Annotated in this window: 12 protein-coding genes; 4 read left to right on the top strand and 8 right to left on the bottom strand. The window is 59.3% G+C overall.

Annotated features, from left to right (window positions below; translation table 11 throughout):
• Positions 1 to 13: 13 nt before the first annotated feature.
• On the top strand, positions 14 to 940 hold the full coding sequence (locus KX729_RS23190; protein ID WP_312991772.1) for a LysR substrate-binding domain-containing protein: 927 nt from the start codon (positions 14 to 16) through the stop codon (positions 938 to 940).
• Between the two features lie 75 nt (positions 941 to 1015).
• Here the strand turns inward: KX729_RS23190 and KX729_RS23185 are convergent, their stop codons facing one another.
• Positions 1016 to 2500, bottom strand: coding sequence for an ABC transporter substrate-binding protein (locus tag KX729_RS23185; RefSeq protein ID WP_246617780.1), 1485 nt, complete (start codon positions 2498 to 2500; stop codon positions 1016 to 1018).
• Between the two features lie 266 nt (positions 2501 to 2766).
• On the opposite strand from KX729_RS23185, the gene KX729_RS23180 reads away from it, so the two are divergent.
• On the top strand, positions 2767 to 3684 hold the full coding sequence (locus KX729_RS23180) for a nucleotidyltransferase and HEPN domain-containing protein (protein WP_219744905.1): 918 nt from the start codon (positions 2767 to 2769) through the stop codon (positions 3682 to 3684).
• A gap of 255 nt (positions 3685 to 3939) precedes the next feature.
• On the opposite strand, the gene KX729_RS23175 is transcribed toward KX729_RS23180, so the two are convergent.
• The 5 genes from KX729_RS23175 to KX729_RS23155 form a co-directional block, all read right to left on the bottom strand.
• On the bottom strand, positions 3940 to 5007 hold the full coding sequence (locus tag KX729_RS23175; RefSeq protein ID WP_219744854.1) for an ABC transporter ATP-binding protein: 1068 nt from the start codon (positions 5005 to 5007) through the stop codon (positions 3940 to 3942).
• 13 nt (positions 5008 to 5020) lie between these two features.
• Positions 5021 to 5917, bottom strand: coding sequence for a carbohydrate ABC transporter permease (locus tag KX729_RS23170; RefSeq protein ID WP_219744853.1), 897 nt, complete (start codon positions 5915 to 5917; stop codon positions 5021 to 5023).
• Positions 5914 to 6846, bottom strand: coding sequence for a carbohydrate ABC transporter permease (locus tag KX729_RS23165; protein WP_219744852.1), 933 nt, complete (start codon positions 6844 to 6846; stop codon positions 5914 to 5916). Before KX729_RS23165 ends, KX729_RS23170 begins: the two co-directional genes overlap by 4 nt.
• Before the next feature lie 70 nt (positions 6847 to 6916).
• On the bottom strand, positions 6917 to 8236 hold the full coding sequence (locus tag KX729_RS23160; RefSeq protein ID WP_219744851.1) for an ABC transporter substrate-binding protein: 1320 nt from the start codon (positions 8234 to 8236) through the stop codon (positions 6917 to 6919).
• 50 nt (positions 8237 to 8286) lie between these two features.
• Positions 8287 to 9954, bottom strand: a complete 1668-nt coding sequence (locus KX729_RS23155) for a gamma-glutamyltransferase family protein (RefSeq protein WP_219744850.1) — start codon at positions 9952 to 9954, stop codon at positions 8287 to 8289.
• 144 nt (positions 9955 to 10098) lie between these two features.
• Here KX729_RS23155 and KX729_RS23150 point away from each other — a divergent pair, with 144 nt between their 5' ends.
• Positions 10099 to 11304, top strand: coding sequence for an ROK family transcriptional regulator (locus tag KX729_RS23150; protein ID WP_219744849.1), 1206 nt, complete (start codon positions 10099 to 10101; stop codon positions 11302 to 11304).
• Between the two features lie 6 nt (positions 11305 to 11310).
• Here KX729_RS23150 and KX729_RS23145 read toward each other — a convergent pair whose 3' ends face one another.
• Positions 11311 to 12219: an ROK family protein gene (locus KX729_RS23145; protein ID WP_219744848.1), complete on the bottom strand. Its 909-nt coding sequence runs from the start codon at positions 12217 to 12219 to the stop codon at positions 11311 to 11313.
• A gap of 5 nt (positions 12220 to 12224) precedes the next feature.
• Positions 12225 to 13247 carry an SIS domain-containing protein gene (locus KX729_RS23140; protein ID WP_219744847.1) on the bottom strand — a complete coding sequence of 341 codons (1023 nt, stop codon included), beginning with the start codon at positions 13245 to 13247 and terminating at the stop codon, positions 12225 to 12227.
• Positions 13248 to 13386: 139 nt separating this feature from the next.
• Here KX729_RS23140 and KX729_RS23135 point away from each other — a divergent pair, with 139 nt between their 5' ends.
• Positions 13387 to 14265, top strand: a complete 879-nt coding sequence (locus tag KX729_RS23135) for an aldose 1-epimerase family protein (protein WP_219744846.1) — start codon at positions 13387 to 13389, stop codon at positions 14263 to 14265.
• The last annotated feature ends 2 nt before the right edge of the window (positions 14266 to 14267 follow it).

Here is a 14267-nt window from a genome sequence, read left to right as displayed (position 1 = left end):
CGCTTATTTTGCCATGGTATTCGTGAGGGTTATACCAATGAGAAATCCGAGTTTGAGGCAACTGGAGGCGCTGATGGCCGTGGTCGAGGCAGGTACGGTGAGCCGGGCATCGGAAGTCCTGCGCATCTCTCAACCGGCAGCAAGCAAGCTCATCCAGGATCTGGAGGCAGATACCGGGTTGCAACTGTTCGAGCGCGACAGCGGCCGGCTGGTGCCGACAGGCCGCGGAATGCGGCTCTACGAAGAGGTTGAACGCATCTTCGGTGGAGTTCATCAGCTTGCGCGCGCAGTGGAGGCGATCCGCCGCGAAGAACACGGACAGCTGGTCATAGGAACGATGCCGGCGCTATCCGGGCCGTTCATAACCAGGGTCCTCAAATTGTTTCGAGCCCGCCACCCCGATGTCTTCGTGTCAGTCGAAGCAAGGAGTTCACAGTTTCTGACCGAGGCTGTCCTCCTTCGCCGGCTCGACGTGGTGATGGTCATCAGCGGGCTGGAACATCCGTCGGTCGTCGGTGAAGCTCTCAAGAGCCCGCCGGCGGTGGCGATACTCCCGAAAGGGCACCGCCTTTGCGAGAAAGAGGAATTGACCCCGCCCGACTTTGTAGACGAACCGTTTATCGCCTTCGGACCGACAAGCATGATGCGCAGGAAGGTGGATGCAACGTTTGACGCTTATGGGCTAAGGCCCAGGATCGTTATTGAAGCGACGACAGCACCGAATGTCGCCGAATTTGTAGCCGCCGGGCTCGGTGTGACAATCGGCGATCCCCTCTCCATGGAAATCGTCGCCGACCGCGTGGCCATCCGTCGCTTCATTCCCGAAATCGCGTTCGAATACGAGATCGTCCGGCCGGTTCGCGCCCGCAACAGCAGCCTCGTCGCGGACTTCGTAGCCGCCGCACATTCCGCCGCACTGAGCACGACGATCGCTCCATGACAAAAAGGCCCCGGACTGTGCCATCCGCACGGATGCGGACGCCCAGGCCGAGGCCAGACAGAGGAGTTTGATCGTTCAGCGTTTCAGCGTCGTCTTTTCGGTGATCGGCGGAGCGAGATTGAGCGAGCCCTTCAATTCATAGCCGTAATCGAGCGCCTTGCTGTGTACCCAGACCTGCATCAGGCTGAAAAGCGGGACCCCGCATACCTGTTCGAAGATCTTCTTCTGCGCCGCCGACCACTGCTTCAGCCGCTCGTCATCCGAGGTTGCCCGCCGCGCCGCGGTGATTTCGGCATCAGCCGCATCGCAATGGCCGAAGTTCGTAACGGCGGTCGGTTTTCCGATCGCAGCATCCGAATGGTAGAACTGACTGAGATAACTGTCCGCTACCGGATATCGCGCAGCGCCATAAAACACGACATCGCCCAGATCCTTGCGGATCTGTTCCTGATATGTCGGATGATCGACCACCTTCATCTGCAGATCGATGCCCGCCTCGGCCAGCTGGGCCTGGATGACTTCCATGATCGGCAGCTGGGATGAATTCGAGGACACGACGGCCGAAAGCTGCACGCCCTTGGAGAACCCGGCCTCCGCAAGCAGCTTCTTCGAAGCGGCGGGATCGTATTTATAGGTCCAGCTGCAATCCTCTCCCAGATAGCCGGAGGGGACGACCGAACACCCTTTCGGGCCAACGCCGGCGCCGACGAACTCAACGATCTGGTCGACATTGATGGCTTGCGCGACGGCCTGGCGGACCTTCACATTGTCCAGAGGCGGACGAGACCTGTTGAGGAATACGGTACGATATTCACCGGGTGCGAAAATATCGACGACCGCACCATCCCATGCTTTCGCCTGGTCGACCCAGCGCTGTTCGCGCTTGCCGTAAATGAGATCGAGCTCGCCGGAGCGGAACGCCAGCTCCCGGCTGGAGTCTGTCGGGATGAGGTCAAACCTGATACCGTCGAGCTTCGGCGCGCCCCTGAAATATCCGGGAAAAGCCTTCAGGTTGACGGCCTGCTGCGTGATCGCGCTTTCGAACATGAAAGGCCCGGTCCCGATCGGCCGGCTCTTGAAATCCGCGCCGAGCTTTTCAAACGCCTTTTTGCTGATGATATTGCCGCCATGATAATTGGCGATGAGACCGAGAAAACCCGGTACCGGCTCGCTCAGCGTAATCCTGACCGTCATCGGATCGACAGCCTCGATCGATTTCACGCCTGAAAAATCGCTGGAGAACGACGATGTCTTCGGATCCTTGGCGCGCATCAGGGAGAACACAACGTCTTCCGAGCTGAGAGTGCCGTAGTCCCCATGGAATTTGACATTCGGACGCAGCTTGAAAGTCCACACCAGCCCATCAGCCGAGGAGGTCCAGCTTTCAGCCAGATCAGGCTCGATCTTGGTTGGGTCCGCGCTTCCCGGCAGGAAACGCACAAGCCCGTTAAACATCCACGACACGAGCGTGACATCAGCAGTTGCTGTTGCCCGCGTCGGGTCTAGAGTGGAAATATCCGGCGCATTGATGCCGACCTTTAGCGTATCAGCGCCGGCCATAGCAGGACCCAAAACAATAGCGATCACTGTGGTAGCTGCTCTAAGGGATCTACGGCTTATTCTCATGTTCACCTCCTGTTTTTCGCCGGATAGAGACATGCGCGCGTATAAGTGTCAAAGTCGATTTCTTTGGACGGTTATTCTACCACGTTATACCCGGCTCCAATCACGCTTCTCAATCATTTTTCTCTCGTCCAACTGAACCGCGGGCAAACCTAGCAAATCTGCGAGTAGACGAAAGCAGAGCTTTGGCTTACCGCTTGGCCATGAAAACATCCCGTGATCATATCCCTCCTCACAAGCAGCGTGAGCTGGACCGCGTGCTGGAGATTATCCACGAGGAGTTTGAGGACGCTTTGAAGGAGGGCACCGCCCAGTTCAAGAAGCGCGGCCGCATACTGAAGATCATCCTGTTCGGTTCCTACGCCAAGGGTGGCTGGGTCGATGAACCCTTCACGATGAAGGGTTATCGTTCGGACTTCGACCTGCTGATTATCGTCAACGACCGCCGGCTCTGCGATTTCGCGACGTACTGGTACAAGACAGCTGACCGTTTGATCCGCGAGAAATCGATCGAAACGCCTGTAAGTCTCATCGTCCACTCCCGGCGCGAGGTGAATACCTATCTCAAGGAGGGGCAATATTTCTTCTCCGACATCCGCAAAGAAGGCATCGTCCTTTACGAACTTGAAGATGAGCCGCTTGCGGAACCTAAGCCGCTTTCAGCATTTGATCAGCTAAGGGTCGCTGAAACACATTTCGCCGAAAGGATGGCAGCCGCGAACGAGTTTCTGGAATTAGCCAATCATGCCTGTATGAAAAGCTTCGATAAACGGGCGGCTTTTCTTCTGCATCAGGCACTCGAACAAGCCTACGCGTGCCTATTACTAACACTCACAAATTACGGCCCTCCCTCTCACAACATTAAGTTTCTGCGTTCGCTGGCGGAAGGACAGGATCGTCGCTTGGCAGAGGCTTTTCCTCGTGATCAGCATAGAGAGCGCGCCTGGTTCAACACGCTCAACGAAGCCTACGTCAAGGCCCGTTATTCGAAACACTACGAGATCGGTGCCGAGGCCTTGGACTGGCTTGCGAAACGAACAACCGTTCTCCTCGAAGTTGTAAGAACGGTCTGTCGTGAGCATGTTGAGATCTTGAAGAAATCGGCAGACGAATGGGCATGAGGCGGGGTCGGAGGCTCATGAATCCTGCATGAATCTGGATATTCCAGCCTTCCGTTTGAAACAGAAACCGATTAAAAAGACGTCATTGTGGCGTAACGTTGGTTTATGGAACTCAACAGTTCAAAGAGAGCAGCGAAAGTAGTTGAGCTTAACACACCCACATTCCCCTTGGGCGTCGAACTGCAAGCGCAATGCACCGAGACCGGCATCGCCAGCGGGCTAATGTCGCCAAACCTGATACTACTTAAGACCCCGCTAGAGCCGACGCCCTGTCGCCTGATCGAACAGATGCAGCCGCTCCGTCGGAAACGTCAACGCAATATCGCTACCCGGCCCGAGCGTCACTCGCTCGCGGGATACGACGACCGTACTGACTTTTCCGACCTTGCAGAGCAAAAGCGTTTCGGCGCCGGTGGGTTCGACGGTGCTGATCCGGGCAATCGCGCCGGGACCGGAACCGACAACGATATCCTCGGGGCGAATACCGTAGACGATCCTGCTGCCCACAAGGTCCTTACGGTCAGGGGGAAGCGGCATGGTCGCCCCCTCTTCTGTGCGCACCACCAGCCCATCTTCGCTTGTCTCGACGGTGCCGGGATAGAGGTTCATTGACGGAGAGCCGATGAACGTCGCGACGAAAACGTTGGCCGGCTTATCGTAGAGTTCCAGCGGCGCACCCATTTGCTCGACCACGCCACCCTGCATGACGACGATGCGGTCGGCCATTGTCATGGCCTCGATCTGGTCATGCGTTACGTAGATCGTAGTGGTCTTTAGCCGTTGGTGCAGTTCCTTGATCTCGGAGCGCATCTGAACACGCAGCTTGGCATCGAGGTTCGAAAGCGGCTCATCGAACAGGAAGACCTTTGGGTCACGAACAATCGCCCTGCCCATCGCGACACGCTGACGCTGGCCGCCGGAAAGCTGTTTCGGCAGTCGTTGGAGGAGCGCATCGAGGCCGAGAATGGCTGAGGCGCGTTTCACCGCATCATCGATCCTCGGCTTCGGTTCGCCCTTGAGCTTCAGCGCGAAACTCATGTTCTCGGCAACCGTCATATGCGGATAAAGCGCATAGTTCTGGAAGACCATCGCAATATCGCGATCCTTGGCGGCGATGTCGTTGACGACTGTGTCGTCAATGCGGATTTCACCGTCGGTAATGCCCTCCAGTCCGGCGATCATCCTGAGCAGCGTGGACTTGCCGCAGCCGGACGGACCGACGAGCACGACGAATTCGCCATCCGGAATATCGATATCGATGCCACGCACGACGTCGACATCATCGTAGCTTTTCTCAAGTTGCGAAATCTCGACCCGAGCCATGAATACCCTCTGTTTATTGTTTGAGACCGGAGCCGGCGACGCTCTTGATGAAATAGCGCTGCAGGAATGCGTAGACGACGACGATCGGGAAGAGCGCCAGCGTTGCAGCGGTCATCAGCATGGGAATATCGGTTCCGTATCTGTCGTCCTGCAGCAGTGCCAGGCCGAGCGACATGGTGCGCATGTTCTCGCCGTTGGTGACGACCAGCGGCCAGAGCAGGCTGTCCCACTCACCGAGGAAACGCAGGATGGCGAGAGAGATCAGCGACGGCACGTGCATGGGCAGCACGATCTGGAACAGGATGCGCCATTCGCTGGCGCCGTCGATCCGCGCTGCTTCCAGCAATTCGTCAGGCGTGCCGAGAAAAGCCTGTCGCATCATGAAGATGCCGAAACTGCTGATCGCCGCCGGGATGATCAGTCCGGCATAGGAATCCAGCCAGCCAAGATCGCGCACCAGGATATATTGCGGCACGAGGATGACGATGAAGGGGATCATCATCGTCGCGATGATCGAGCCGAAGACGATGTCACGGCCGGGGAAGCGGTATTTCGCCAATGCAAAACCGCACATCGACGAGAAAAACAGGTCAAGAACAGTAATCGAGGTCGAGACAATCAGGCTGTTGAGGAAATAGCGGATGAAATCGATCTTGTTGAAGACATGCTGGATGTTTTCAAACAGGCGCGGCTGCGGCGGGATGTACCAGAGCGGCTTGGTGAAAATGTCCTGCTGCTCCTTCATCGTCGTTACCACCATCCAGAGCAGCGGCGAGACGATGATGGCGGAAGCGAAGATCAGAAGAGCATGTATCAAAATGCCCTGCGGATCAGGCTTAAGCTTTCGACGGCGGGACTTCGCATTGCGGCGCACGGCCGTCGCCTGGTTTTCGCTGGCTGTGATCGTCATGATTGCGGCCTCAGGACACGAAACTGGATTGCGGTGAGAACCAGCAGCACGCCGAACATGACCACGGCCATGGCGGAAGCATAACCCATGCGGTTGAAGCCGAAGGCGACTTCGTAGATCATGTAGGGCAGCACCTTGGTGGCGCTCGCCGGGCCACCGTTTGTCAGCGAATAGAACAGGCTGAAGGCTTGGGAAGCGCGAATGATCGAAACGACCGTGACGAACAGGATAAAGGGCTTCAGCAGCGGCAGGGTAATGTGCCGGAAAAGCTTCCAGCTGCCCGCGCCATCCATGCGGGCCGCTTCGTAGTATGAGGTCGGGATCGCCTGCAGGCCGGCGAGGAAGATCACCATGTAGTATCCGACGTTCTTCCAGACGCTGACGATCAGCACCGCCGGCATGGCAAGATCCTTGTCGTTCAGCCATTGCAGGCCGGCAATGCCGAAGGGTTCGGTGAACATCAGGTAGAGACCGCCAACCGGCGTGTAGACCACGCGCCAGATCATCGCCACCGCCACCATGGTGAGCACGGCCGGCGCGAAGATGATCGCTTGATAGAGCCCCCTCGCCTTGATCTTGCGATCCAGCAGGATGGCCAGGCCCAGCGCAAGAGGCAGTTCAAGGGCGATCAGGATCAGCGTGTAATAGATCGTCACCAGCGCTGAATTGAGGAAGGACTTGTCGGAAAACAGCCGGATATAGTTCCGCAAGCCGACGAATTTTGGCGGGCTGACGAGATCCCAGGACGTGAAGGACACGTAGATCGCGTTTGCGACCGGGTAGAAAACGAATACGCAGAAGAACAGGACGGCGGGAGCTACCATCAGCCAGGCTGTGCCCGGATAATGATAGGTCTGTTTTTTCCGCCGCCCCTTCATCGGAAGGGAGGGGCGCTGCAGGCTCGCAGCGCCGGACATCGGCTCGGTCATTGGGTCGATAGCTCCCCGTTTCATATGTCATGCGAAATGGTTTGGCGGATCGTTCCGCTACGAAGCAGGCCTATTCGGCAACCAGATTGTCGACCGTGTTCGCAAGATCGGACACGACCGCTTCCGGCTTATCGCCATTGGCCGAGATGCGATCATAGGCCTGCGAAACGGCGCTTGCCAGTTCGGCAAAGCGGTGCGTATTGGGCAGCGGCTTGCCGATCGTGAGATCCTGGAAGAAGGGCGTGCCATAAGCCAGCGCCTTGACGACCGGCGTATCGCGGAAACCCTTCCACGGCAGCACGTAGTTGGCTTCCTTGAACCAGATGTCGCGGCTTTCCGGACGCTGGGTCATGTAGGACACGAACTGCCATGCTTCCTTCTGCCTCTTCGAGGCCGAGCTGACCATGTAGATCCAGGGATTGAGGCGGGTTGCCGGCTTGCCGTCCTTGAACTGCGGCAGACGAGCGACACCATACACGCCATCCTTGAAAGTGATGTTCGGGTATTTCTGTTCGACACCCGGCGCCAGCCACAGGCCGGCATTCAGCATCGCGACGCGGCCGGAAGCGAAGTCGTCGACCGGATTGATGGTCGGCGCGAGGCCAAGCGCCGAAATCTGGTTCGGGCCATGGAAGGTATCGTAAAGATACTGGAACGCCGCCAGGCCGCCATCGTTGTTGAAGTCGTTTTCAGTGCCGTCGGCATTCAGGAAATCGACGCCCTTCTGCGGCAGCATGGAGCCCCAGTAGTAGAAATGCGACGAGGCGCTGCGGGCCATCCAGCCCCAGCCGGCGCGGGTGACCGTACCGTTGCTGTCTCGCTTAATGAGCTTCTTGCCCATTTCCGTGACTTCGTCCCAGGTCTTCGGCGGCTTTTCCGGATCGAGGCCGACTTCCTTGAAGATGTCCTTGCGGTAAAACATCGAGATCGAAGCCAGGTCCATTGGCATGGCATAGAGCTTGCCGTCGACGATGAAGCCATCGAGCGCGCCTGGCTCGAAGGCATCGATCAGCTCCTTCTGCGACTTGAAGCCGAAAGCCGTGTAGTCAACCGGTGCGACGAGTTTGCGATAGACATAGTTGGCGAAATTGTTGGCGCCGACGGAAACCAGGTCCGGACCGCTGCCGCCGCCGCTCCACGCGGTGAGGATCTTGAGTTCGTTCTGATTGGTCTCGAAGTTCTCGTGCTGAACCTGAATGCCGGCATCCTTTGCGAAGCCCGGGACCATGGTCTGGTTCACGATCTTCACGCGGGTGTCGTAATTGTGGCCCCAATAAACCAGCTTGCCGGCGGCCTGCGCGAACGCGGCACGAACGGCGGGACCAGCGAGCGTAAGCGCGGCGGTAGAGGCGCCCAGTGTCTTCATCAACGAACGACGCGAAATTATCATCATGCTCTCCTCTGTTTCTTTGTTTGGTCGTCTCTGGTCTTGGCAGTCGTCTATCTGCCCATGGCGTAACTCATGCGCCTTGGATCCCCGGCGCCCGACAGGACGCCCGTTTTTGCATTGCGGCTGACGGCGCAAATTCCACCCGAAAGCGCTGCCTGGCGCGGCCAAGGCTTCGGGTCGTGTCCGAGCTGCCTGAGGCGCGCGCCGATCTGTCCGTTCAGCGGTTCCTCGACATAAACCAGACCGGATGTTGCAGGATGCGGGTCCTCGGTCGCCGGCACGCCGTAGCTCGCCCAGCGCGGCTCCTCGACTGCCGCCTGAAGATTGGCGCCGCGATGCAGGTGGTGCATCAGGAACTGCAGCATGGCCTGGGTCTGCACCTCGCCACCCGGCGTGCCATAGACCATCGTCTCTTCCGGCCCGATCATGAGGCCGGGATTCGGCGTCAATCGCGGCCGTTTGCAGGGCGCAACGCAATTCGGATCGGTCGGATCCAGCGAGGCTTGCAGGCCACGATCGGAAAGGCCGAAACCGAGGCCGGGGATCATCGGCGTGACGAGGATCGTGCTGTCGCTTGGCGTTGCGGAGAATGCATTGCCGTGACGGTCGACAACGCACACGTAAGTCGTATCCGGGCTGCGGCGGCCAAGTCTCGGAAGGACGTCATTGTCCGCAGCCGGTTGGTAGGGATCCAGTCCGTCGGTCAATTCCGCCGCATGGGCATCCGATAGCAGCCAATCGGTGTCGGTGTCGTTGAAGCGTGGGTCGCCATAATGGCGGTTTCGTTCGTGAAGCGCCTTTTCTGCGATCTCTATGAGCAGGTGATGCAGCTCCGCTTCCGGCAGGGCTGCGATGTCGTAACGCTCCGCCATCTTCAGCATCTGCAGGACGGTCGGTCCTTGAGACCACGGCCCGCAGCCGAAAAAGCGCCTGCTGTGATAGGTCACCGACAGGACCGGCTCTTCCGCGGCCTCGTAGGTCGCCATATCCGAGGCGCGCAGAAAGCCGCCGACCTCTTCCGAAAATTTGCCCGCGATCTCGGCGATCTCGCCACGATAGAAACAGTCGCGGGCGGCGCGGATGCCGTTCTCACGGCTGCCGCCGGCGGCCCTTTCGGCGGCAACGAGCCGCTCCAGAGTTTCGGCGAGCGCTGCCTGACACAGCAGCTCGCCTTCCTCGGGCACCCTGCCATCGGGCAAGTAGACCGTGGCGTTCGCCCAGCCGGTCCAGAGAGGAGCTGCCTCGATCAGATTGTGCCTGAGGAAATAGTTGATAGGGAACCCGTTGCGGGCGAGGTCGATTGCGGGCGTCAGCGCCTCGGCCGCCGATATCGTCCCGTATAATTCCAATGATTTGAGCCAAGCATCCAGCGCACCCGGAACCACCCAGCGCTGCGGCGCCACGGGAATCCTGCCGTTACCGGCCGCCTTCACTGCTTCCAGTGTCGCAAGCGCCGGCCAGTGCCCGATCCCGGCAATGCTGGTGACGAGATCGCGCTCAGGATTATGGATAAGGACCGGCGCCACGCCACCCAGATTCGCCATGTCCGGCTGGGTCACATTCAGCGCAAAACCTGCGGCAACGCCGGCATCGACCGCGTTTCCGCCTGCTTCAAGAACGATGAGCGCCGCATGCGCGGCCAGCGGATGCCCTGCCGACACCATATGGCGGCTTCCGAGAAGCAGCGGTCTGGAGGTCTGGGCATTGGCGAAACTCATCCAAATTCCCTTGCGTTCAGAAACGGGATGATGCGACAAACCAAGAGAAACATCGGTCGGTTGCTTTTAATCCAATAAGTGGATTTAATCAGCCTCGCCGAAGAATTGCAACAAGATTCTGATAGAATCCGCTCAGGAGCAGCCATGCTGTTTGGTACCAATCTCGATCGCGCCCAGCGCTTCAATCGGCGGGTGGTGTTGGAAACGATCCGGGTTAACGGTCCGCTCTCGCGAGCGGATGTGGCGAGGCTCACGGGGCTTTCGGCGCAAACGGTCACCAACATCATCGACCAGTTCAAGCCGGCCGGTCTTCTGATCGAGAAGCCTCGCCGGACGGGCGGCCGCGGACAGCCGCCGATCGATCTCGTCATCAACCCATCCGCCGCCTTTTCCTTCGGCATTTCATTCGACGACCGGCGGCTGGTCGTCGTGCTGCTGGATCTGGGCGGCGAAATCCGCGGACAGGCGGAACTGCCGGTGGCCCACCCTACACCGGGCGTCATTCTGCCACTGGTCGAGGCTGCCGTGAACCAATTGGTCAGCAAGACAAAGATTTCGCCGGAGCTCATCTGGGGGGCGGGCGTCGTTATGCCGGTTCTGGTCTCTCAAGGGCATCCAACCGCGCTTGGACCGAGCTCGGTACCGGACTGGCAGGATTTCCCGGTCGCCGAAAAGCTCAGAGAACGGTTGAATATGCCGGTTTTCCTTGACAACGACGCAACCGCCGCCGCAATCGGCGAGCTGCTGTTTGGTGCAGGCCGGCAGTTCTCGGATTTCTTCTATATCTATCTCGGCGTCGGCGTCGGCGGCGGCATCATCATTTCCAGCCGGCCCTATCGCGGCGCCTTCGGCATGTCCGGTGAAATCGGCCACATGATGAGCGTACCGGGCGGCCGCCCCTGCCCTTGCGGCAACAAGGGCTGCCTGGAACGCTATGTCTCGCTTTCTGCGGCCGATGCCGCCTTCCGCGAACAGCCGGAAACCTTTGCTGCACTTGATCTGGATGAACTCTACAAGGGTTTCGAGACCAAAAATCCGCGCTTGATGAACTGGCTGGATGAAGCAGCCGAACATCTGCGCAATGCCATCGTCTCGGTGGAGAACCTGTTCGATCCGCAGGCCGTAATCCTCGGCGGGCCGGTGCCTGACACTGTGCTCGACGCGCTGATCGAACGGATCGAGCCCTCACTGATCAGCGTCAGTCATCGTCAGGGCAATGCCTCCAGCCGATTGCTGAAGGCCGAAACGGGGCTCGATAGCCGCGTGCTCGGCGCAGCGTCACTGGCTATCTTCGACAGCATGACACCAGACTTTTCCGTTCTGAAGAAAGAGGCGATCGAGGTGGAATAACCTCGCCTATTGCGCCGCCGCATGCAGTTTCGCAGCATTCTGCGCCAGCCAGGCAGCACCGAGCAGGCCGGCATCATTGCCGCAGGCGGCTTGTAGGACGCGATTGTTGCGGGCCAGCATCGGCCAGGTGAGCGAAGGCAGATATGCGCGGATCGGTTTCAGCAACGCTTCGCCGGCTGCCGCGACACCACCGCCGACGATGCAAGCCTCAAGATTCAAGGCATTGACCAATGGCGCGAAGACGCGGGCGATGATCTGACTGATCTCATCGACCGTCTTCACCGCGGCTTCGTCCTTCTCCAGCACGTTGAACAGCTCAGGCAAGTTCTCGATTTCCTTGCCGGAGTGACGGCGATAGCGATCGAGAAACGCGCCGGCACAGGCCAGTTTCTCGAAATTCGCCATCGAGCCGTCCGCCTCGCGCAGCATGACTGCACCGATTTCCGGCGGCTCGCCACGCGAGCCCGTCACCACCGACCCGTCGATGAAAACCGCGCCGCCGATACCGGTGCCGATAGTCAGCAGCGTGAACCGGCGAAGTCCGCGGCCGGCGCCGAAATACGCTTCGCCCACAGTGGCCGCCACGCCGTCGTTCTCGACGTGAACCGGAAGCCCGGTCGCGGCAGAAAGAGATTTTGCCAGCGGCCTCTCGCGAAGTGCAGAGACGTTGGCGCCGCCATCCACCAGCATGCCGGTCAGGCGATCGACAAAACCCGGCAGGCAGACGCCGATTGCGGACGCCGACTCTCCGGCTTCGTTCTGCAAGGCTTGCGTGAGTTGGGACAACCTCCCGATCAAAGCATCGAAGCCAAGGCTGCGGTCAAAGGCCACCTGGCTGCGCACCAGCACGCGCCCGTCACCACCGACGGCGCCGGCCTTGATCGCGGTTCCTCCGATATCTATTCCGATCAGCATCGGCATCACCGCGTGAAAGTCTTGATTGCCAGCGCCTTGGAAAGGCCTGGGTAGGTCATCGCATCCGGAATCATTTCCCGGCTTAAAGCCAGATCCACCGCGAGCCGCTGAAAGGGAATGCTGGCGAGAATGGTATCGAGCGGCCGGATCGCTCCGGCATCGATCTGGAACCAGTCGAACGGCGTTGCCGCTTCCGTGAGGTTCAGGAGGACCACCCTGACGCCTCGCTCGGCCATCACGACGGCAGTATGGGAGGCGAGATCGCGCTCCTGTTCATCCGCGACGATCATCATCACCAGACTGTTTGCATCCGTGCCATGCAGCCGGCCGTGCAACAGTTCTTCCGGCTCGAAGCCGGCTGTCGCGATACCGGCGATCTCGGCAATCTTCAGCGAGGCTTCCAGAGCCACGCCGAAATGCCGGCCGCTGCCGGTGATGACGATATAGGAAGGCAGAGCCTGCCCGCCGATCAGCGACTCAACAGCCTTGCGCGACGCTTCAGTCGTCGTGTTTATGGACTGTGCTGACAGCGCCGGCAGATCATGTTTCGCAAGGCCCGCGGCAAGCCGAAAACAGGCTGCGATACTGGCGGTAAAACCCTTGGTCTTCGGTCCGATCTGCTCCTCGCCGATCGGCAGCAGGATCATCGGTAGGCCGAGTGCACCGATCGGGCTCTCCGGATCGGCGGTGATCACCACTACCTGCCAGCCTTTGCCGCTGACCATCCGGGCCGCTTCGATCGACGTGCTGCTGGTGCCGCTCTGCGACAGGATCACCATCAGCGGATTGCCGAGGATGGTTTCGATATCTCTGAGAAACCCCGCCGGATTGATGACCTCAACCGGCCGACCGATGAGCGACTGCAACCAGGGCCGAACGATGGTCAACGCATTGAGCGAAGAACCGGAACCGACAAAAAGTATGCGATCATAGGCCGAAACGGCTTGAGAGAATGTCGGTGCATCCGCCCGTTCGAGCGTTCTGGCGATCACGTCGCCCTGCTCCGCCATGAAAGTTTCAATCGACATCGGCACTCCGGCCAGCTCGCCGGATCAACAATGCCGGCGCAATACAGTATTTAATCTATCATCTGGATTTAATCGAGCTTGTCAATTAAAACAAGCGTCAAGATAATGGGCATACCGAAATCCGATCGAGGGAGGCGAGATGGAGACGGTCGAACTGCGCAACGAGCGGATGACAGCGCGCATAGCTGCCTTCGGGGCTGAATTGCGGACGCTGGCCCTGGATGGAGCGGATTTTCTTTGGAGGCCAGATGCCGGCATCTGGGACGGCACCTGCCCTGTGCTCTTTCCAGTGATTGGTCGGGTAAATGACGACGTCGTCCGCATCGGGGGCACCGCCTATTCGATGCCGATGCATGGTTTCGCGCTGACGAGCCTGTTTTCCGTCGTCGAGCAGACGGTTGAGCATTGCACGCTCGAACTTCGCGCCAGCCCGGAAACACGGCAAGACTACCCCTACGATTTCACGCTTCGAATGAGCTACCGATTGTCGGATTCGGCGCTGCAGATCACCGCCGAAATCCGCAACGACGGCCAAATTACCCTGCCCGCAAGCCTTGGCCTCCATCCCGGTTTCCGCTGGCCTCTGGTACCCGGTGTCCCGAAAGGCCGGCATCTGCTCACATTCGATGAAGCCGCACCGATCCACTATACACGCCCGATCGACCGGTTGATCGGACCTGACCGGTTCGAACTTCTGCTGGAAGGCAAATCCGTGAGGCTTGCCGAAGCGCTGTTCGAAAAAGGCGGACTGGCACTGTTGTCGCTGAAAAGCCGCAGCCTTCGCTTCCACACCGAGGACGGCAACGCGGCGGTCCGCGTCGATTTTCCGGAGATGGATGGGATTATCCTGTGGTCGCGGCCGGGCGGCGATTTTCTCTGCATCGAACCGCTGCTCGGCCATGCAGATCCGATCGGCTTTGCGGGAGACATGCTGGAGAAGCCGGGAATGGCGCATATTGCACCCGGCGAGACGCTGAAACTCTCCGTCACGATCACGCCGGAACTCCTCCCGGCGTGATC

It is taken from the genome of Neorhizobium populisoli, assembly GCF_019430945.1.
GTDB classification, from domain to species: Bacteria; Pseudomonadota; Alphaproteobacteria; order Rhizobiales; family Rhizobiaceae; genus Neorhizobium; species Neorhizobium populisoli.
The sequence above is the reverse complement of the archived record's forward strand: the minus strand, read 5'-3'. Positions and strand labels throughout refer to the sequence as shown.